Source organism: Aequorivita sublithincola DSM 14238 (genome assembly GCF_000265385.1).
GTDB classification, from domain to species: domain Bacteria; phylum Bacteroidota; class Bacteroidia; order Flavobacteriales; family Flavobacteriaceae; genus Aequorivita; species Aequorivita sublithincola.
In genome coordinates, this window is sequence record NC_018013.1 from 457,895 (window position 1) to 478,989 (window position 21,095).

Below are 21,095 nucleotides of genomic sequence, written 5' to 3' on the forward strand. Positions count from 1 at the left end.
GGCTTTTTTTTATATTGATTGCAAGGTTTTGACTTTATTTAAGACCAACTCTACAAAAAATAATCAAAATGAAAAAGATCGCAATTTTAGTATGTAGCATTTTCCTTCTCTCACTTCAAGGAGCGTGCAAACCTTCAAACGAAACAAATAAAGAAGCCGAAGCAATAGCTCAAAAAGAGCAAGCACCCGTTCAAACCGAAGCTATAAATGGATTGAAAAAAGCATATTTTGCTAGTGGTTGTTTTTGGTGTTTGGAAGCTGTTTACGAAAGCGTAGAAGGTGTTAAAGAAGCAATTTCTGGCTATAGCGGTGGAAAAGAGCAAAACCCAACGTACGAAAATCACGGAGATCACGCTGAAGCTCTAGAAGTAATTTACGATCCAGAAGTTATAAGTTTTAAACAATTGGTGGATGTGTATTTCGGTTCACAAAACATAACTCAAGTAAACGGTCAAGGACCAGATCGTGGCACTTCATACCGTTCTATTATTTTTTATCAAAACGATGAGGAAAAGAAAATTATTGATGAAAAAGTCGCGGCTTTAAACAAACAACTAGATGGAGAAGTAGTTGCTGCGCAAATCATGCCCTTTCAAAAATTTTGGGACGCGGAAAACTATCATCAGAATTATGAAAAAAAACATCCAGAAAACCCTTATATCCAGAATGTTTCCATTCCGAGAATAAATAAGTTTAAACAAAAATTTCCTGAGTTGTTGAAGAAAAACCAAGAACACTAATTACTACTTCCCCAATTATAAACCTAACAGCGTCATTGCGATCCCGATAGCAATCGGGATCGCAATGACGCTGTTAGGTTTTTTTAGTGGCTTTCACTTCAAAAATCAAAGGGTATAATTTGCTTTGCAGTTCAAACATTCCATCCGCCGTCTTTAACAGTTCTGGAAAAATATAATAAGGCGAAGCATCATATTCCCTAAGATATTCAATATGAAGCCCAGCTTCAGAAAGCGCCGTTATCACTTCCCCTAAACTGTGATTCCAACCATATTCTTTGCTTATCATTTTCGAATCCTTATTGGCATAAGTTCCGTCATATTCTTCATAAATAGCCTCTTCTTGAGCATAGCCATATTTCATAACGGGTGGTGAAACAGTATAATCAAACATCCAAGCTATAGGATGAAATTCAACAATATAAAAGAATCCACCTGGCTTCAATCTTTCTGAAATCATCTTTGCCCAAGGCTTTAAATTTGGCAACCAACCAATGGTTCCATAGCTTGTGAACACAATATCAAACTTTTCTGAAATAAACTGTGAAGTATCTAGAACATTACAACAAACAAATTTCGCGTCAAGATTTAATTCACCGTTCAACTGTGTCGCAAGTTTTATTCCTTCATCAGAAATATCTACTCCTGTGCATTTAGCTCCCAGACGACTAAAACTAAAAGTATCTTGCCCAAAATGGCATTGAAGATGAAGTAAACTTTTCCCAGAAACATCTCCCAGTGCTTTTAGTTCATACGAATTCAATGAAGATTTCCCTTTTTTGAAAGTAGCCAAATCATAGAATTCACTGTCTGCGTGAATTGCCACTTTAGCATTCCAAGTCTCTCGATTTGTGTCAAACTCATTATTAAATTTCATAAATTATCATTTAGATAAAAATAAAAAAATTAGCTCTAAAGCCACAATCTCTAACAATTTTGATTATTTGTAATCAAATCGTTTGAAATGATTGAAACATTAACACTTTTGTTGTAAATTTAAAAAATACTAACTTCAAAAATTATTACTTTATGGGCGACATTATTTGGTTAATCGTAGTTCTCCTTATTATAGGATGGCTCGTAGGTTATTTCGGTTTCGGTGAAGCCGTTGGTAGTCTAATTCACATTTTATTGGTTTTGGCTATTATTGGTATTCTGTACCGATTGGCAACTGGCCGTAGACCATAATTATTTTAAACTAAATTAACACTAAACAACAAATCAAGATGAAAAAAGTATTTCTAATTTTATTTGCTGCCGGTTTAATGAGTACTGGCTTTACAAGTTGTCGCGAAAAGAAAACTGTGGGCGACAAAATAGAAGATGTTGCAGACGACATTGAAGATGCAGTAGATTAATTTTAATTTCCAAAATTTATTAAAAGCCCTTTCAATTTTTTTGAAAGGGCTTTTCAGTTGTTATTTTTCTGCAAGTATAGATTTCCATTCAGGGTGTTTGTCTATATAACTTTTTATGAAAGAACACTTGGGTATTACTTTCAAACCGCGAAGTTCGATCTCCAATAAAGCTTTTTCGGTCATTTCGCCCGCCACTCCTTGCCCTGCAAGCTCTTTGGGAACCTCGGTATGATTTAATGATAAAATACCTGGCAAAACAGAGTATTCAATAATTGCTTTATGACCATCAATTGTGGTCTCGAATCTGTTTTGTTCTTTGTTATCAATTATTCGCATGCTAATAAGGATTTTTGAGGTTAAAGACTTATAAAACTACAAATAATAATTGAGCTGTCTTTTCATAATTACCATTTACAAATTTATTACCGCAGTTCTTCTTTATTTTGAAATAACTATTCCCAAGAATGTTGTTTATGTGCTCCGTCACAAAATGGTTTTTTGGCACTATCGCCACAACGACAAAATGCTGTGACTTTTGATTTTTGCTCTTCATAACCATGGTCATAAGTTACCGAAAGGGTGCTATAAACCATTAAAGGACCATTTTTAACAATCTCAACTTTAGTATTTTCAGCGCTATTTTCTGAAGGGTTTTCAACATTCCCAGTAGCATTCATAAAATAACTTAAGGCGCCACTATGGCAATTGCCAACAGTTTTAATGATTTTTTCAGTTGAAGAATTTTCAGTTTGTATCCATGGTTTTTCTTTAGGTTTAAAAACTTCAGGTAAACCATGCACGCAGTTTGCGGAATGTATGGAAAGAGTAGGTTTCCAAACTGCTGTAAGTTCGCCGTTCGTGTATTTTATCGCTTTTTCCATATTATAAATTTACAAAAAATATGAAAGCACTGTTGGTTTGAGTATTTTTACTTAAAATAATTAAATTATGAAAAGAATATTTTACATCTCCCTTATTGCAATTACATTAATTTCCTGTAACAATAAAAATTCTAAAAAAACTGAAATTGAACCTTTAATTTCCGAAGAAAAATTAACAACCGCTGAAAAAATAGCCAACGCCAACGGTAATGAAAACTGGAAAGACGTTTCAGAAATAGCGTTCACTTTCAACGTAGATCGTGGTGAAAATCATTTTGATCGATCTTGGATTTGGAAGCCTAAAACGGGAGATATCTCATCAATTTCTTCTGAAGGTATCTCTGAAAATTACAACCGCTCAACAATGGACAGCTTAACTAAGCAAACCGATGCCGGATTTATTAACGACAAATACTGGCTATTGGCTCCTTTTCAGCTTGTTTGGGATGCAGGCACCACTTTTTCAGAAAAAGAAAATGTTGAAGCTCCAATTTCAAAGGAAACATTAAATCAACTTACCATTGTCTATAAAAATGAAGGAGGCTATACTCCTGGCGATGCTTATGATTTTTTCTACGATAAAAACTTCAAAATAAAAGAGTGGATTTATAGAAAAGGAAACGCCGAAGAACCTTCAATGATAACAACTTGGGAAGATTATGAAAACTTCAACGGACTTGAAATAGCCAAAACGCATAAAGACAGTACGGGTAATTTCAAATTGTATTTTACAAATATTTCAGTTAAAAAAGAAGCTAAAAATTAATTGCTATTTTTGTGAAAAGCTGAAAAAACACAACCTACACGAATGTTCCAAAACAATATAGAATACGCTAGAAAACAAGATGCCGAGGATTCCTTAGCTTCATTCAGAAATAAATTTCACATTCCAAAAAACGATTTTGGGGAAGAAATGGTTTATCTCTGCGGAAATTCCCTCGGATTACAACCAAAAATTACTTCAGAATATATTCAGGAAGTCTTAAATGATTGGGCAAAGTTTGGAGTTGAAGGTCACACCGAAGCAAAAAATGCTTGGCTTCCGTACCACGAATTTTTAGCCGAAAATATGGCGAAAATCGTTGGCGCGAAACCTTCGGAAGTTGTTGTGATGAACACTTTAACTACCAATCTTCATTTAATGATGGTTTCGTTTTACCAACCCACAAAAACGAAATATAAAATTGTGGTGGAAAGTGATGCTTTCCCGAGTGATAAATACGCTGTGGAAAGTCAGTTGAAGTTTCACGGAGTAGATATAAAAGATGCTCTAATTCTCTGGAAACCCAGAAAGGGCGAAGAACTCTGCCGTTTTGAAGATTTAGAAGAAATAATGAAACAACACGGAAACGAGATTGCTTTATTAATGATTGGAAGCACCAATTATTACACAGGCCAATCTTTTCCGCTGAAAAAAATTACCGAACTCGGTCATAAATATAAGTGTATGGTTGGTTTTGATTTGGCGCACGGCGCAGGAAATATTCAACCAAATCTTCACGAAACCGGAGCCGATTTCGCCGTTTGGTGCACCTATAAGTATTTAAACAGCGGCCCTGGAAGTTTGGGCGGATGTTTTGTTCACGAACGCCACGCCAACAACGAAAAATTAAACCGTTTTGCAGGTTGGTGGGGACATAACAAAAAAACGCGTTTCAATATGCGAAAAGATTTTGATGCGCTTCCTGGTGCTGAAGGCTGGCAATTAAGCAATCCACCAATACTTTCAATGGCTGCAATTAGAGCTTCTTTAGACACTTTTGCAGAAGCTGGTTTCGAAAACATTCGGAAGAAATCTGAAAAACTTACAGGTTATTTAGAGTTTCTATTGGACGAAATGAAAAACGAAGCCATCAACGTAATTACACCTAGAAACCCTGAGGAACGCGGTTGTCAGCTTTCAATACAAGTGAAAAATGCTGACAAAAGATTACATACAAAACTAACCGAAGCTGGCGTAATCAGCGATTGGCGCGAGCCAGACGTAATTCGTATTGCTCCTGCCCCACTTTATAATAGTTTTGAAGATGTTTTTAAGTTTTCTGAAAAGCTGAAAGAAGTATTGAAAAAATGACATAAGACTCATTCACATAGGATGTAGGACTAATAATCTGCAATATTTGTCCTACGTCCTAAATCCTACCGTCTTATGTCCAAAAAAATAAAATATGAGTAAAAACCAAAATATCCTAATCATCGGCGCTGGCCTCTGCGGAAGCCTTCTTGCTTTACGAATGGCACAACGCGGCTTTCAAGTAACTTTGGTTGAAAAACGACCCGATTTACGAAAAATCATACAAGACGCTGGACGTTCTATAAATCTAGCTTTAAGTGATCGCGGTTTACGCGGCTTACGTATAGCAGGCGTTGAAGAAGCTGCAAAAAAACTCTGCATCCCAATGAACGGGCGAATGATTCACGATAAGGCTGGTAACACTTTTCTAAGTCCTTATAGCGGTAGAAAAAATGAATATATAAACTCAGTTTCTCGTCCTGGTTTGAACATGCTTTTGTTAGACGAAGCAGAAAAAATGCCTAACGTAAAAATCATTTTCAACCATGCTTGCGAAAATGTGGATTTGGAAAATGCTTCAGCTGTTTTTAAAGAATTTAATTCCGATAAGGAGATAACCATTTCTGCAGATGTAATTTTTGGAACCGACGGCGCAGGCTCTGCGGTTCGTAAAAATATGTATGAAAACCACAAATTTCTCTTTAGCTTTTCGCAACAATGGCTTGGTCACGGCTATAAAGAACTCGAAATTCCAGCTGCTGAAAATAACGGTTACAGAACTTATAAAAACGCTTTACATATTTGGCCTCGAGGTGAAGATATGTTGATTGCACTACCAAATTTGGACGGAAGTTTTACCGTAACACTTTTTCTACCTTATGAAAACAACGACTATTGTTTCGCCAATTTGACAACGCCAGAAATGGTTCACGAATATTTCAACAAAGAATATCCAGATGTGGTCGAAATGATTCCAAACCTTTCAGAAGAATTTTTCAACAACCCAATCGGCCCGCTCGGAACCGTAAAATGTTCCCCTTGGAATAGCTTCGGAAAAGTGCTATTGCTGGGCGATGCCGCACACGCAATAGTTCCTTTTTATGGGCAAGGAATGAACGCTTCCTTTGAAGACGTTGTGGTTTTTGATGAAATTCTCGAGAAATATGCTTCGGAAGAAAACATTAATTGGAACACAATTTTAAAGGAATACGAGTCGAAGCGAATAAATGACACAGACGCAATTGCAGATTTAGCGGTAGATAATTTCCACGAAATGAAAGAGCACACCGCTATGGAAATCTTTCAAAATAAAAGAAAGCTAGAAACCGCTTTTGAAGCCGAATTTCCTGAAGAATATTACAGCAAATATTCTTTGGTTACCTTTAAAGAATCAATAAGTTACTCCGAAGCAATGAAACGCGGAAGAGCTCAGGACAAAGCAATTTTGAATCTTTTGGATGATGGGAAACTCACAGAAGAAATGTCTTTAAAAGAAAAACTAGAGCTAGTAAAAAAAGAAACCCAAGCCATTCTTCACGATGATGAAGTGGCGTTTGGATAAAACATAAAATTATGAGTAACAAAAGCAGATTAGTAGAAGGAAAAGCTACGCCAAGAGGCGCATATCCGCACATTAAGCGTGCAGGAGATTTTTTATTTGTTAGTGGAACGAGTTCACGTTTGCCCGACAATACTATTGCGGGCGTGAATAAAATTGACGAAATGGGCACAATGCATTTCGATATTAAGGAACAAACGCGAGCCGTTCTAGAAAACATAAAAGATTACCTAGCCACTGAAGGCGCTACGATGGCAGATATTGTGGACGTAACCAGCTTTTTGGTAAATATGAATGATTTTGGAGGTTACAACCAAGTGTATTCAGAATATTTTAATAAGGAAACGGGTCCAGCTAGAACTACTGTTGCAGTGCATCAATTGCCACATCCGCAGTTGATAGTTGAGATTAAGGCGATGGCTTATTTTCCAGTTAAGGGAAATAAGTAACAGTTGGCAATAACAGTAATCAGTAAAAATAAGACCTAACAGGTTCTTAAAACCTGTTAGGTCTGAAACAAAATTTATATTGAAAATCCTAAACTACATAAACGGCGAATACGTTGAACCACTTTCAAAAAAATGGTTGGATAACTATAATCCGTCCAACGGCGAAGTGTATTCCCAAATAGCTAATTCAAATCAAGAAGATATTGAAAGTGCATACCAAGCCGCAAAAGAGGCTTTCCCAAAATGGAGTAATACAACCATCGACGAACGGAGCCGCATTCTTCTGAAAATCGCAGATTTAATCGAAGAAAAGTTAGTCGATTTGGCTGAAGCAGAAACAAAAGACAACGGCAAACCACTTAGTTTAGCATTGTCCGTTGACATTCCGAGAGCATCTTCAAACTTTCGGTTTTTTGGAAATGCAATCACCCAATTTTCAAGTGAAGCTCACGAAAGTATAGGTTTAAATACTATGAATTTTACCTTGCGCCAACCTATTGGGGTTGTGGGCTGTATTTCACCTTGGAATCTTCCACTTTATTTATTTTCTTGGAAAATCGCTCCAGCAATCGCCGCCGGAAACTGCGTTATTGCAAAACCCAGCGAAGTTACTCCAATGACCGCTTTTCTTTTAGGCGAAATCTGCACCGAAGCAGGTTTGCCAAAAGGTGTTTTGAATATTGTTCACGGCACGGGACCTTCTGCCGGCCAATCTATTGTTGCACATAAAAACATTAAAGCAATTTCCTTTACCGGCGGAACAAAAACCGGCGAACACATTGCTCGAACTGCCGCTCCAATGTTCAAAAAACTATCGTTGGAACTAGGTGGAAAAAACCCAAACCTCATCTTCGCAGATTGCGATTATGATAAAATGCTCGCAGTTACGGTTCGTTCTTCCTTCGCAAACCAAGGCCAAATCTGCCTTTGCGGAAGTAGAATTTTTGTTGAAAAACCGATTTTCGAAAAATTCAAAAAAGATTTTGTTGAAAAGGTAAAGCAACTGAAAATCGGAAATCCGTTTGATGCTGAAACGAATATTGGAGCTTTAGTTTCCAAACCTCATCTCGAAAAAGTAGAATCATATATTAAAATTGCCGAAAAGGAAGGTGGTAAAATACTGTACGGAGGAAATCGAGTAACAGTAAAAGATTTAGAAAACGGTTATTATTTAGAGCCAACAATTATCGAAGTTTTTGACGATCAATGTCGTGTAAATCAAGAAGAAATTTTCGGCCCAGTTGTTACAATTATGTCTTTTGAAACTGAAGAAGAAGTATTGCAAATGGCTAATTCGGTTAAATATGGCTTATCTTCCACACTTTGGACAACCGATTTAAACCGCACAATGAGAATTTCAAAAGAAATTGAAGCGGGAATAGTTTGGGTAAACACTTGGCTAAACCGTGATTTACGAACTCCCTTCGGCGGAATGAAAGACAGCGGCGTGGGTCGTGAAGGCGGATTTGAAGCACTTCGGTTTTTTACTGAGACGAAGAATGTGTGTATAAAATACGATTGAAAACGAAACTCAAATCGAAAACGAATACTGAATACTGAATACTGAATACTGAATACTGAATACTGAATACTAAAAAATATGAATTTAGACTTAACAGATAAAAACGCCCTAGTCTGCGGCAGTACCGCAGGAATTGGAAAAGCAACTGCAATTAAACTTGCCAAACTTGGAGCAACCATAACTTTGGTGGCTCGCGATCAAGAAAAGTTGAAGGAAACATTAATAGAACTTCCTCACGACAAAGGCCAAAAACACAACTATTTTGTAGCAGATTTCACCAATCCACAACAGTTAAAGGACAAAGTGGAAGTCGCGGTTTCCAACAAAATTTTTCACATTTTGGTGAATAATACAGGTGGTCCAAAAGGCGGCCCGATCTTTTCAGCAGGAACTGACGAATTTGAAAAAGCATTTTCAATGCACGTAGTTTGCAACCAAATTTTGGCACAAGCCGTAGTTCCTGGAATGAAGGAGGCTGATTACGGAAGGATAATAAATATAATATCAACTTCAGTAAAACAACCAATTGACGGACTTGGTGTAAGCAACACCATTCGTGGGGCAGTTGCCAGTTGGAGCAAAACAATGGCTAATGAATTGGGACAGTATGGAATTACCGTAAACAACGTATTGCCAGGTTTTACAGCGACAGATAGATTGGAAGATATTGTTGGCAACGCTGCAAAACGGATGGATAAAACCGAAAAAGAAGCTAGCGATTTTATGAAAAACTTAGTTCCCGCAAAACGCTTTGCGCAACCTGGCGAAATTGCAAATGCTGTGGCATTTTTGGCTAGTGAAGCTGCAAGCTACATCAACGGAATTAATCTTCCAGTTGATGGTGGTCGCACCAAAAGCCTTTAATTAACTCTTCCAGCGTTTGAAACGCTGGAAGAGTTGAATCCTGACCTACAAGGTTTTTCCAACCTTGTAGGTCTAAACCCTAGAAGTTTGTAACTTTAGCTTCCGAAAAATTATTAATTAAACGAGACCCCTGCCGAAGTTTATCCTGAGCGAAGTCGATGGGCAAATAAAGAATATGAAACGAAAACTACGCATTAACGGCCATTCGCACCTACTTCCTTATCCTGAGGAAATACCTCAGTTTATGCAGGACAAAGAAATTTTCTGGGTAGATAAAGACCGAAAATTTATGCTTCAAAAAGATTGGAGCCGTCCGGTTACGGATTCTAGTTTTTTTTTGGATGAAAAGTTGGAATGGATGGAGCGTTTCAAAATAGATCACGCCGTGGTTTTGAACCTTTCACAATTATACGGAAACGGTTTACGTGTTGAAGAAATGAAGCAGGCGTTGCGTTTTCAAAATGATTTTAACGCAAAAGTGCAACACGAAAACCCTTCAAAATTTACTTGTGGGTTTGTGGTGCATCCAGGATTTGTAAGAGGAGCGGTTTGGGAAATGGAACGTTGTGTAGAAGAATTAGGTCTTCAATTATTGTGTTTACCAACACATTATATGGATACGATTGGAACGTGGCGTTGTATTTTTGATGAAGAAAATGAGCCTATTTTTGAGTTGGCTTCAAAATATAATCTGGCAGTTGAAATCCATCCTTACGATGGAGAAAAATTCATCAAACTTGAAAATACAGCTTGGCGCTTTCATCTAATCTGGATGTTGGCGCAATGTGCAGATGCCTATCACTTCTTAACATTGAACGGTTACGCAGATAAATATCCAAATATGCGAACCTGTTTTGCACACGGCGGACAATTGGCACAAATAAATTTAGGAAGAAGAATACAAGGTTTTGATGGCCGTCCAGATCTTTTTGAAGGGAAAACACATCCTAGAAAATCCGTTGGACATAAAAATATCTTTTTCGATACGCTACTCCACGATACTGGCGGACTGGAATTATTGGTAAGAAATCAAGGATCCAAACAAATACTTATGGGCTTGGATGATCCATATCCACTTGGTGAAATGGAAAGTGCAGTGCAATCTTCCTATCCTGGGAAAATTCTGGATCTGGCTGTGGAACGAAAAATTTTAACTCCAGATCAGTGTGATGCTATTTGGGATGATAACGTAATTCAATGGCTTTGTGGCGATGACCAAGATGCCAAAGACAAATTAGTTAAAAGAATCCTCGGCGAATAATGACTGAAGTAGCCAAGTTTTATATCCTTTCGCACATTTGTATCGCCTTTCTTGGTGGCGTTTTGCTGCTTGCACTTTGGTTTAACATTCGGGCTCGTTTCAGCCAACTTTTAGAGGAGGACGATTCGCAGAAAAGAGTTGATAAAGGTCTTCTTTATCTAAGTTTCGCAATGTTTATTTGGGTGCTCTCGGGTTGCTGGATTTATGGCGGAACTGTGTTTAATTACACTGAAACGCAAGGCTATCATATTGCTGTAAATCTTTTCTCCATTGTAAATAATATGTTTTTGTTGTTGGCGCTGTTCTACTTTTATTATGCACCAGGTTTTATTTATCACAATAAAAAAAACATCAAGAAAATAGTTGTTGTAATTGTTTGCACTTCAATTTTGACCTTTGTATTACCCATCATTTTAAAAGAAAATAATGTGGTAAATGGTGTACGCATTAGCAGTATTCCAGATTTAGTGCTCTCTGCTTTTCTTTGCTATTTATTGGGTGTTTCCTTCTACAGAACCTTTGTTTATAGAGGCTTAAAGATTATTGGTTATATTTCGGTTTTGGTTATACTATTGATTTTCGTTTCTCAGATTTCTGAAGTATTTTTAACTTTCGGAGATGATTTCAGTAATAATTTTATTAAAATAATCGCCAAAACATCATTGATTTCTATCTTTTTGGTTTTGGCTACAACTTGGGTTATTAAACTTGCAAGCACCCCAAAACCTAATGAAATTACTATTCAATTTATAGATTGGAGTGTTTTAAAACTGAATATTCCCACCAAAAATATCTACGATCAAACTATTGATTTTGGTTCAAAAACGACGCAATATAAAAATCTGTTGAAATTTGCCATCCGCAGAAAATTTGCTGAAGGTGATTCTCAAACAATTCCTGTAAGTCTTGGTGGCGAAATAAAAAATCAAACCTATCTCACTCGAATTATTGAAAACATAAATGATATTCTTCAGCTAGATGATTCGCAAAAACTGGACAGACGCGATCTTTTTACCTTTATTGGTGAAAGTAAATACAGATTAAGAATAGTTCCAAACAACATTTCCATAGATAAAATTCTATTAGAAGAATTCTCCGAAAGCGCTGAAAACAAAGATTACAAAGCATTTTTGTAATTCCTTGTAACCACATTCACAATTACCCACATTCCACTATTTTTTAATATAATTTAAAACAGATAATTTTTCAGTTTGTAATCTGTTTTACATTGCTCCAAATTAAAAAATCTAACTATGAGCAATGTAATTTCCGAGGTAGATCAACCTCAACTTTTCGGTCACCCAAAAGGACTTCTTTATCTATTTTTCGCCGAATTATGGGAACGTTTTTCCTTTTATGGAATGCGTGCTCTTTTGGTGCTTTATATGACCAAACACCTTTTATATGATGACGATATCGCGTTTGGCGTTTACGCAGCTTATATGTCTCTGGTTTACGTTACGCCGATGATTGGTGGCATTCTAGCCGATAAAATTTTGGGTTATCGAAAAGCAATTATTCTTGGTGGAATTTTAATGGTTTTCGGGCATTTTTTCCTTTCTATTGAAATGCCAGTTTTCTTTTATGGATCACTGGGTTTGATAATTGTGGGTAACGGATTTTTTAAACCAAACATTTCTTCTTTTGTTGGTGAATTATATGCTCAAGGTGATTCAAGACGGGATTCGGGGTTTACTATTTTTTACTTAGGAATAAATCTAGGCGCCGCTATTGCGCCGCTTTTTTGCGCTTGGGTCGCGATTAAATACGGCTGGCATTACGGTTTTGTTTTGGCAGGAATTGGAATGGTCGCCGGTCTTCTGGTTTTTAGAAGTGGTTTGAAAAATAATGTCTTCGGAAATAAAGGCCACGTACCAAATCAGCAGGTTTACGACACTAAATCATTTGGGTTAAATCGAGGAAAATTGATCGTTTTGGTTGCAATCGCTTCCGTTGCAGTTTTTGCGACACTTGTTCGCTTTAATGAATTTGAAGGATATTTAGTTTGGATTGTCTCCGGATTCTTGGTTTTTTACATTGGTTATATTCTTTCAAAAGTCACTTCAAAAGAAAGGAAACGATTGCTGGTTGCAGTTTATTTTACAATTCTATACACACTTTTCGCAGCAATTTTTGAGCAGGCAGGAAGTTCCTTGACTCTTTTTGCAGATAGAAATGTGAATCTGGTTGGAATGGATGCTGCAGGAACCAATAGTATAAACGCAGGTTTTATCATACTCTTCGCCATTCCATTTTCAATGCTTTGGACTTATTTAAGTAGAAGAAAAATCAATCCGAATTCCGCTGTAAAATTTGGTCTCGGATTGCTATTTCTTGGTTTAGGATTTATCGTTTTCGCGCTTTCTGCACACAGCGTTGATGATTTTGCAAAAACTTCTATGAGCTATTTGGTAATCGGTTATATGGTTTTGACCGTTGGAGAATTGTTCCTCTCTCCCATCGGACTTTCAAAAATGACGGAGCTTTCGCCTTTAAAATATGTTGCCTTTATAATGGGCGTTTGGTTTTCAGCTAATTTCTACGGACATTTTTTCGCTGGAAAAATTGCAAAACTAACTACAGTTTCAGACGGAAGTACAAATATTTTCTCTGAAGGAATCTTCGGAAAAATCACGGAATACATCACAGGATTAACGCCACAAATAGCTTCTGAGCAGAGCGATAGTTTTCAGCAACTGTTTTCCTATGTTTCGGTGTATGCAAGTTTTGGGGTAATTAGTGTGATTGTGGGTATATTTGCAATACTTATTTCACCAATCATTAAAAAGATGATGGTCGGAATTCACTAAAAATTTTACAATGGATTTTCTTCCTGAAAAATTAAACGATTACGTTGAAAAAAATTCGCAGCCTGAGCCAGAATTACTTCAAAAACTAAACCGTGAAACTTGGCAAAAAATGATTGCTCCAAGAATGTTGAGCGGACATTTACAGGGACGGGTTTTGAGTATGCTTTCAAAATTGATTCAGCCAAAAAACATTTTGGAAATTGGAACTTACACAGGATATTCTGCATTGTGTTTAGCCGAAGGAATGCAAGAAAACAGTGAACTTCATACAATAGATATCAACGAAGAATTGTTCGATTTCCAACGGAAATATTTTGATGAATCTCCTTTTGGAAAGCAGATTTTTCAGCATTTAGGGAATGCTTTAGAAATCATTCCGAAGCTAGAAAAAACCTTCGATTTGGTTTTTATTGATGCAGATAAAAGTAACTATCCAAACTATCTGGAAATCATTCTTCCGAAGTTAAAAAAAGGTTCTGTAATCTTAAGCGACAATGTGCTATGGAGCGGAAAAGTTGTTGAAAAATTGAAAGAAGACGATTTGGATACAAAAGCACTTCTAAAATATAACGAGGCTTTGAATAATCATCCTAAACTGGAAACGGTTCTGCTTCCTATTCGCGATGGACTAACTATTTCGAGGGTTCGGTAAACTGGTTTTTTCCAAAGTTTTACGGCAAAAATAGTAAAGGATGAAAGCGAAGACCGTTCCCACCAAAGCTCCAACAAAAATATCACTTGGATAATGCACGCCTACGTAAATTCGGCTCATTACAAAAATTAGCGGCCAGAGGTATGCTAAATAAATCCATTTTGTGAATTTCCGGAGCGCCAAAACCATAAATGTTGTCACAGAAAAGCTTGAAGAAGCGTGGCCAGAAAAGAAACTATAATTGGAAGGTTTTTGAAGAATCCGGATTAGTTCTGCAAAAGCTTCCACATTATTAGGTCGCAAACGCGCCACATAATCTTTCACAATGGAAGTAAACAAAAAAGTTACGGCGAACGTTACAATTAAAAAAAAACATACAATGACGGCTTTTCTACCTCTGTAATAATAAAATATAAGAAGAAAGAAAAAAATGAAGAGTGGCGTCCAACTATCAATTTTTGTGACGTAAAGCCAAAAGCCATCGAAGCGTTCAATACCCAAACTGTTTAGGTAAACAAAAAGTTCCCTATCCCAGTGTTTTAGGGTTTCTAGCATTTAGAATTTTCGTTTTATGGGGCCTGTAACCTCATCTACGTTTTCTTTTACTTTGTCAATTTGTTTACGAACGTCTTTGGTAATATCAATATCAATTCCTTGCTTTTCGGCACCTTTGGTTATTTCAGATTTAATATCGTTGGTGGCGTCTTTTACTTGTCGCATAGCCTTCCCCAAACCTCTAGCAATATCTGGCACTTTGTCTGCACCAAAAACTAATAGCACGATGAACATTATGAAACCTATTTCGGCTCCGCTAATGAATAGAAAAATTGCTTGTGAAATCATTGTGCAAATATACTTTCTATAATTCGGAATTTGGAATTCAGAATTCAGAATTTATTAAATGTTATATCAATCTTAACTAAAAAGTCTTTCAACACTATTTGAAGAAAGACTTTTCAAGTTTATTTATGAATTAATTTTTATTAGTTTTCTCCTTAAACTTCTCAAAAGCCCCTAATTGTTTACGTTTTGGCCAGCTGTTGTTTGAAGTGTCAATATCTGCGGTTTCTTCATCTGGATCTAGTTGTATTTTAGTAATTTCCATTTCTGAGGCAACTACTTTTCCAACTGATTGGTCATTTTTTCGCCACACTTCGGCGGGATAGGTTACTTTTTCTGAACTTCCGTCGCTATAAGTATACTGAACGATTATCGGCATTGGAATACCTCCTGGTTTATCAAAAGTAACTTTGTAGAAAAAGTTTGGACGTTTCATCTTCGATCTTTCTTCCGCAGGAATGTTGTCCATAATATATTCATTCAGTGTTTTAACGTCTTCTAGTTTTGCGTTGCGCATGCTTTCTTCAAAATCTTCGCTATCTTCTTCAACTAAATATACCATTGGCGGCAAATCACTTTCCGAAATTCCGCGGGCAGCAATCATTTCTTTCACTTCCTTGTTCATTTTTGAAGTAACATAGAACTTTTTAACATCCTTCACCCCAATATCAACATAGTCTGTGGTGTAAAACCATTCTCTCCAATACCAATCCAAATCTACTGCCGAGGCATCTTCCATCGTTCTGAAAAAATCTTCTGGCGTTGGGTGCTTGAACATCCAGCGGTGTGCGTAGGTTTTAAAAGCGAAGTCGAAAAGTTCACGCCCCATAATGGTTTCACGAAGAATATTTAAAGCTGTCGCGGGTTTTGCGTATGCATTGGCTCCAAAATTATAGGTGTTTAGACCTTTCGTCATAATTGGTGCCAACTGACCTTGATCGCCAGCCATATAATCCACAATGTTTTTTGCAGGACCGCGGCGGGAAGGATATTGTTTGTTTGGCGCGATTGCATCTGGGTGTTCTTCAGCAAAATCCTGCTCGGCAACATATTGTGTAAACGTATTTAAACCTTCATCCATCCAGGTCCATTGGCGTTCGTCGCTATTTACAATCATTGGGAAATAGTTGTGACCCACTTCGTGAATAATCACGCTAATCATCCCAAATTTTGTGCGGTCGCTAATAGTTCCATCCTTATCCGGACGCCCGTGATTCCAGCAAATCATTGGGTATTCCATTCCTTGATTTTTCGCACTTACTGAAATTGCTTTTGGGTACGGATAATCAAAAGTCATTCTAGAATAGGTTTTTAAAGTACTCGCGACGGCTCTTGTAGACCAATCTTCCCAAAGCGGATTAGATTCTGGTGGATAAAGTGAAACTGCCATTACAGAACCACTGCCCATTTTTACAGCCATCATATCCCAAATATATTTACGTGAAGTAGCGAAGGCGTAATCACGCACGTTTTCTGCTTTAAATTTCCAGGTTCTTTTTGCTGTTGAAAAGTTCTTTGAAGCAGCTTCGGCTTCAGCTTGAGTTACAATTACAACAGGTTTAACGAAAGATTTTTGAGCGGCTTCGTAACGGCTCATCATATCTTTAGTAAAAATTTCTTTTCTATTTTGAAGACTTCCAGTTGCATCCATTATATGATCTGCCGGAACAGTAATATTCACTTCAAAATTTCCGAATGGAAGCGCAAACTCATCACGACCCCAAAACTGACTGTTTTGCCATCCTTCCACATCATTATAAACCGCCATTCTTGGGTAGAATTGTGCAATTACATAACCGCGATTTCCGTCTTCAAAAGTTTCATATCCGCTACGAGCGCGATCTACCACGTGATCGTTTATGTTGTACCACCATTTAATGGAGAAGACAAATTTTTCACCTGGCTTTAAAGTCTTCGGCATATCTACACGCATCATGGTTTGGTTGATTGTGTGTTTTAGCGGACTGCCATTGGCATCTTTCACTTCCATAATTTTGAAACCACCATCAAAACCAGCGTCCATATAATTTTGGGCAAAACTGCCAGCCATATCTGCCGGAGCAATATTTGAAGGCTCAATCAATGGCGATTTAGAATCTTTTGCTCTTTTGTTTTGATCCAATTGCACCCAAAGGTATTCTAGTGGATCGGGCGAATTGTTGCTATATGTAATGGTTTCATTACCAGTAATCTTCTTGTTAGTATCATCCAACTCAATGTCCATTTTATAATCCGCTTGTTGCTGGTAATAGCTTGGACCTGGCGCGCCACTTGCCGTACGAAACATGTTTGGTGTTGAAAATTCTTCGTACAGTTGCTTAAAACGGTTGGTATTATAGTGTCCAGGATCGCGTTTTGTGGTTTCTTCTTGAGCTGAAACTGATACAGATACAAGGAATAGCGTGGTTAGGAATAGGGAGTTGAGTAATCGCATAATGATTAAGAAGTTTTTAAAATAATTAGGTTTGGCAAGATATTAATTAAAATCCAATTTGCCTTTAGGTTCGTCTTTGTCAAGTATTAAACTTCGGCGATTTTTTGGAGTTTTTAGGTGAATTATATTCTGTTGTTCAGGAAATAAATCCATCAGCACTTTATTTTCAATTTCAATGGTTTTTATATCTTTTACGTTTTTTACTTCAATATAAGCCACTACCATATCTGTGTCATATTCCTTACCTATATAATTTAATTGAACAGGTTTTCCGTTTACTTTAATATTTATTTTTTGAAGGATGTACTTTTTTAAATCTTCATCGGCAGCTTCAGTTTCCTTTTTGGTGTCGAGTGAAATTGAAGGGTCAAAACGCTGTTGAAGCGCATCTTCAATATCATCAATAAAAATTTTGGTGATTATTTGAAGTGAACTCTTCTCCTTAACGTATTCAATCTTTGTGATGCTTACATAAAACTTATGCGCCGGAGTAGCTGAAACCATTGGAATAAGCAGCAAGAAAAGAAAAATTCTAAAAATTTTCATTGTTAAAATATTAATTAATGAAGTATTTGGTCGAGACTGTAAAGAAGTCTTACAAATATCTATTCTTTAAACTCTTCGGCAATACGTTCTGCGTAAATCTTCGCCTTTTCATCCAATATAAATAATACGCTTCCGTAGTGTTCCATTTTGAAATCACTTTCAATGGTAGTGGTTTCGGCACAAAAAAGAAGAAAATCATATACCCGATTTTCGGGAATATTGAATGTTGAAATGAAAAATGGAAGGGTATAATAGTCTAGCATTTGGGCTATGTTATTATTTTCATATTCCCACTTACGACGGGTTTTTAGTTCTTTGTAATAGCCTGAAAGATGTTTATATAAGGCTTCTATATCAATGGAAACAGGTGTTATTGTGAAATATAAGGGTACAATTTTTTCCCTAGGAACTCCTTTAAAACCTGGAATGCCCACGTCATCAAAATTGATTGGTTTTTCGGTTTTTATTTTTTTAAGGTCTACGGAAATATTCCCTGAAAGATTTGGTTTTATAAAAACGTCGTCCAACTCATTTACCATTTCCGAGAGATTTACGGTAATTACGCCTTTTTCAAAAACAGCTTCGGTAACCACTATTTTTTCGGGCATATATTTTATGGAGGAAAAAAGCAAGGTGTCCAAAGGATTCGCCTTTATGCTGAAATGGCCGTTTTCGTTGGTAATTGTGCTGAAACGTGAAGAAATATTTAATACGTGAATACCTTCAATATCAACTTCGTTCGTAATTTTTCCTTGTAATGATTTTTCCTGTGCCGAAAGTTGGACTATTCCGAAGAAGCAAAAAAGTAAAATATAGAAGTTGATTTTACTCACCCCGTTCTTTATATTCCTTACTTTTTTTCATAAGAAATTCCATCAACTGCATTTCGTTTTTGGGTTTTAGTAAATCTTGATCCATGCCATTTTCTTGGGCGAAGAAAAGGAAATCTACAGCTTTATCTTCGGGAATGTCAAAATTCGCAGTAATGAATTCTTGACTAAAACGCTCTTGAATATTATTACTTAATAGACTCTGATTTTGCTGCTTTTCAACTATTGTAATTTTCTTTCCTTGGGGGAAAAGTAATTGGCCCACGCCACCCAAAACCGCTAAAAAATCTACTCCATTCCTCAATGAATTGCCATGAAGTGCTTCTTCTGCAGCATTACCAGAAACCGCGGTTATTTCGTCTGGCTCAAATTGATAACCATATTCTAGGTTGTAATAGCCAAGATCCCAATCTTTTGTAATATTATAAGTAGGAATTTTTTTAACGTCTACAGTTATATTTCCCGAAAGATCGTAAGGTCTAACTACTACTTCCTCCAATTGATTAATGGCAGGATTTAAGAAAATATTCATCAGCTTTCGAGTAATAACGGCTTTGTCCACGACCACGGTAAAGGATTGATATTGAAGGGCGGTTATTTGAATGCGATCGTTTTCGGCTATTTCAATTTCAAAAGCACCATCGGCATTGGTGATGGTTCCTTTTTGTGAGGAAATATTATAAACGGAAATGCCTTCGGCATCCTCATCTTGCGGAACATAAATTTTTCCAGCAACTTTGGTTCGGTCAACGTCCTGCGCAAAAAGTGCGGGGGAAGCGGCGATAAATAGTAGAAGAAGTAGTTTTTTTGTCATTCACTAAAAATACGGATTTGTTTTGTTAGGGAAAAGGTAAAGTTTTAAAAGAAACACGTTAAAGTTAAAATCTACTCTTTAAGTATTTTTATTGTGAAAATATTATTTAGTGTTTGCAGCTTTAAGAAATAAATACCATTTGAAAAATTGCTTAAATCTATATTTGTTACCGCTCCCTTCTCGCGTAAAACTTGCCTCCCCAAGGCATCATATAAATAAATGCTATCTAGCAGAATATCTCTTTTTGGGGTAATAGTTAAAATATCTTTTACAGGATTGGGGTAAACGGAAAAGCTTTCAGAATAATTTTCTTGGGTGCTCAAAATAGTCAAGTTTTTATACCAAGCTATTTTATCATCTGTGATTGAAGCTGAAATAACGTCTAAATCAGTATCTCCATCCAAATCTGCAATAAAAACCCAAACGGGACCATCCGCATTTACAGTGATAATTTTCTCGGAGCTAAAGTTACCTAGACCATCAATATTTTCAAACCAACCTATAGTGTTGTTGCCTGGTATTGCAGCAGTAATATCTAAATCTCCGTCTTTATCAATATCACCAACTTGTACAAGACGTACGGTAGGAGAAAGAGTAGTAACAATTTTTTCAATCCCAAAATTTCCCAATCCATCCATATTTTCATACCAAACTATTTTACCATCACCAAAAATGGCCGCAATCACATCCTTATCGCCATCACCATCAATATCTGCTGCCCTTACGGAAATTACACCATTAGCATTGTTATTAATTACTTTTAGCGGTCCAAAACTTCCCAATCCGTCCAAATTTTCAAACCAAATCACACGGTCGTCGGCTGTAGACGCAGCAATCACATCCATATCGCCATCACCATCAAGGTCTTCTGCATACACATCGCGGGTGCTCAAGGCACTATTGGTAAGTAATTTTTGTGGGCCAAAGACCCCAAGACCATCCGTATTTTCATACCAAGCTATTTTATTGTCAAGAAAAGATGCCGAAAGTATATCAAAATCTCCGTCTCCATCAATATCTGAAGCGTGAAGACCAATGGCTCCATCAGCTGCGGATGTTATGAGACGCTGCGTACCGAATGTACCCAATCCATCAAGATTCTCGAACCATACCACTTTATCTTGTGGGCCTGAAACTGCAACTACATCCATGTCTCCATCACCATCAATATCTACCGCAATTACCGTTGTTGTTTCCTGTAAATTTGATGTTATTATTCTTTGGGAACCAAAATTTCCTAGTCCATCTTCATTTTGATACCAAGCTATTTTATTCTCTCCTGAAATAGCACACACAATATCTTTACGGTCATCGCCATCTATATCTGTTGAATAAATACTCCAAGGATTACCATTTATTACATCAATTATTTGTTGTGAGCCAAATTGGCCATAGCAAAAAATATTCGCTGAAAGAAATATGAAAATTAGAAGCTTCATAGTTTGTTATTGCCGTTTAAATTAATTTCCCTCTTTGAAAATTACTGTCTCTTCGTTAGTGCCATCTTGATAATTTTCCTCGATTT

23 protein-coding genes are annotated in these 21,095 nt (G+C 36.8%); 13 read left to right on the plus strand and 10 right to left on the minus strand.

Features of this window, described 5'->3' with window-relative positions:
• Positions 1-68: 68 nt before the first annotated feature.
• Positions 69-740 carry a peptide-methionine (S)-S-oxide reductase MsrA gene (gene msrA, locus AEQSU_RS02260; protein WP_014781233.1) on the plus strand — a complete coding sequence of 224 codons (672 nt, stop codon included), beginning with the start codon at positions 69-71 and terminating at the stop codon, positions 738-740.
• Between the two features lie 73 nt (positions 741-813).
• Here the strand turns inward: msrA and AEQSU_RS02265 are convergent, their stop codons facing one another.
• Positions 814-1,614 carry a class I SAM-dependent methyltransferase gene (locus AEQSU_RS02265; protein ID WP_014781234.1) on the minus strand — a complete coding sequence of 267 codons (801 nt, stop codon included), beginning with the start codon at positions 1,612-1,614 and terminating at the stop codon, positions 814-816.
• A 152-nt stretch (positions 1,615-1,766) separates the two neighbouring features.
• Between AEQSU_RS02265 and AEQSU_RS16575 the strand changes: the two genes are divergently transcribed.
• The gene (locus AEQSU_RS16575; RefSeq protein ID WP_014781235.1) at positions 1,767-1,925 is read left to right on the plus strand and encodes a lmo0937 family membrane protein; all 159 of its coding nucleotides are present in this window, start codon (positions 1,767-1,769) and stop codon (positions 1,923-1,925) included.
• A gap of 38 nt (positions 1,926-1,963) precedes the next feature.
• Positions 1,964-2,095: a hypothetical protein gene (locus tag AEQSU_RS16985; RefSeq protein WP_014781236.1), complete on the plus strand. Its 132-nt coding sequence runs from the start codon at positions 1,964-1,966 to the stop codon at positions 2,093-2,095.
• Between the two features lie 60 nt (positions 2,096-2,155).
• On the opposite strand, the gene AEQSU_RS02275 is transcribed toward AEQSU_RS16985, so the two are convergent.
• Both AEQSU_RS02275 and AEQSU_RS02280 read right to left on the minus strand, forming a co-directional pair.
• Positions 2,156-2,431: a GNAT family N-acetyltransferase gene (locus AEQSU_RS02275; protein WP_014781237.1), complete on the minus strand. Its 276-nt coding sequence runs from the start codon at positions 2,429-2,431 to the stop codon at positions 2,156-2,158.
• A 116-nt stretch (positions 2,432-2,547) separates the two neighbouring features.
• On the minus strand, positions 2,548-2,976 hold the full coding sequence (locus AEQSU_RS02280) for a (4Fe-4S)-binding protein (RefSeq protein WP_014781238.1): 429 nt from the start codon (positions 2,974-2,976) through the stop codon (positions 2,548-2,550).
• A gap of 67 nt (positions 2,977-3,043) precedes the next feature.
• Here AEQSU_RS02280 and AEQSU_RS02285 point away from each other — a divergent pair, with 67 nt between their 5' ends.
• From AEQSU_RS02285 to AEQSU_RS02330, 10 genes are all read left to right on the plus strand, one after another.
• Positions 3,044-3,742, plus strand: a complete 699-nt coding sequence (locus AEQSU_RS02285) for a hypothetical protein (protein WP_014781239.1) — start codon at positions 3,044-3,046, stop codon at positions 3,740-3,742.
• 42 nt (positions 3,743-3,784) lie between these two features.
• Positions 3,785-5,050: a kynureninase gene (gene kynU, locus AEQSU_RS02290; RefSeq protein ID WP_014781240.1), complete on the plus strand. Its 1,266-nt coding sequence runs from the start codon at positions 3,785-3,787 to the stop codon at positions 5,048-5,050.
• Between the two features lie 94 nt (positions 5,051-5,144).
• The gene (locus AEQSU_RS02295) at positions 5,145-6,551 is read left to right on the plus strand and encodes an FAD-dependent oxidoreductase (protein ID WP_014781241.1); all 1,407 of its coding nucleotides are present in this window, start codon (positions 5,145-5,147) and stop codon (positions 6,549-6,551) included.
• 11 nt (positions 6,552-6,562) lie between these two features.
• A complete protein-coding gene (locus AEQSU_RS02300; RefSeq protein ID WP_014781242.1) occupies positions 6,563-6,997 on the plus strand; it encodes a RidA family protein in 435 nt (144 codons plus the stop codon).
• Positions 6,998-7,076: 79 nt separating this feature from the next.
• Positions 7,077-8,519, plus strand: a complete 1,443-nt coding sequence (locus AEQSU_RS02305) for an aldehyde dehydrogenase (protein ID WP_014781243.1) — start codon at positions 7,077-7,079, stop codon at positions 8,517-8,519.
• 78 nt (positions 8,520-8,597) lie between these two features.
• The gene (locus AEQSU_RS02310) at positions 8,598-9,383 is read left to right on the plus strand and encodes an SDR family oxidoreductase (protein ID WP_014781244.1); all 786 of its coding nucleotides are present in this window, start codon (positions 8,598-8,600) and stop codon (positions 9,381-9,383) included.
• A 175-nt stretch (positions 9,384-9,558) separates the two neighbouring features.
• On the plus strand, positions 9,559-10,644 hold the full coding sequence (locus AEQSU_RS02315) for an amidohydrolase family protein (RefSeq protein WP_014781245.1): 1,086 nt from the start codon (positions 9,559-9,561) through the stop codon (positions 10,642-10,644).
• Complete coding sequence (locus AEQSU_RS02320; RefSeq protein ID WP_014781246.1) at positions 10,644-11,780, plus strand: hypothetical protein; 1,137 nt, start codon at positions 10,644-10,646, stop codon at positions 11,778-11,780. The genes AEQSU_RS02315 and AEQSU_RS02320 overlap by 1 nt, the downstream gene beginning before the upstream one ends.
• A 117-nt stretch (positions 11,781-11,897) precedes the next feature.
• Positions 11,898-13,454 (plus strand): peptide MFS transporter, encoded by a 1,557-nt coding sequence (locus AEQSU_RS02325; protein WP_014781247.1) that lies wholly within the window; start codon positions 11,898-11,900, stop codon positions 13,452-13,454.
• Positions 13,455-13,464: 10 nt separating this feature from the next.
• A complete protein-coding gene (locus AEQSU_RS02330; RefSeq protein ID WP_014781248.1) occupies positions 13,465-14,106 on the plus strand; it encodes an O-methyltransferase in 642 nt (213 codons plus the stop codon).
• Here the strand turns inward: AEQSU_RS02330 and AEQSU_RS02335 are convergent.
• The 7 genes from AEQSU_RS02335 to AEQSU_RS02365 form a co-directional block, all read right to left on the minus strand.
• On the minus strand, positions 14,083-14,661 hold the full coding sequence (locus AEQSU_RS02335; RefSeq protein ID WP_014781249.1) for a phosphatase PAP2 family protein: 579 nt from the start codon (positions 14,659-14,661) through the stop codon (positions 14,083-14,085). The genes AEQSU_RS02330 and AEQSU_RS02335 overlap by 24 nt on opposite strands.
• Positions 14,662-14,949 carry a Sec-independent protein translocase subunit TatA/TatB gene (locus AEQSU_RS02340; protein WP_014781250.1) on the minus strand — a complete coding sequence of 96 codons (288 nt, stop codon included), beginning with the start codon at positions 14,947-14,949 and terminating at the stop codon, positions 14,662-14,664.
• A gap of 130 nt (positions 14,950-15,079) precedes the next feature.
• Positions 15,080-17,380, minus strand: a complete 2,301-nt coding sequence (locus tag AEQSU_RS02345) for a M1 family metallopeptidase (RefSeq protein WP_014781251.1) — start codon at positions 17,378-17,380, stop codon at positions 15,080-15,082.
• 42 nt (positions 17,381-17,422) lie between these two features.
• On the minus strand, positions 17,423-17,926 hold the full coding sequence (locus AEQSU_RS02350; RefSeq protein ID WP_014781252.1) for a DUF6702 family protein: 504 nt from the start codon (positions 17,924-17,926) through the stop codon (positions 17,423-17,425).
• A 59-nt stretch (positions 17,927-17,985) separates the two neighbouring features.
• Positions 17,986-18,759, minus strand: a complete 774-nt coding sequence (locus AEQSU_RS16070) for a hypothetical protein (RefSeq protein WP_014781253.1) — start codon at positions 18,757-18,759, stop codon at positions 17,986-17,988.
• A complete protein-coding gene (locus AEQSU_RS16075) occupies positions 18,752-19,570 on the minus strand; it encodes a carboxypeptidase-like regulatory domain-containing protein (protein ID WP_014781254.1) in 819 nt (272 codons plus the stop codon). Before AEQSU_RS16075 ends, AEQSU_RS16070 begins: the two co-directional genes overlap by 8 nt.
• Positions 19,571-19,641: 71 nt before the next feature.
• The gene (locus tag AEQSU_RS02365; RefSeq protein WP_014781255.1) at positions 19,642-21,009 is read right to left on the minus strand and encodes a T9SS type A sorting domain-containing protein; all 1,368 of its coding nucleotides are present in this window, start codon (positions 21,007-21,009) and stop codon (positions 19,642-19,644) included.
• Positions 21,010-21,095 lie beyond the last annotated feature (86 nt).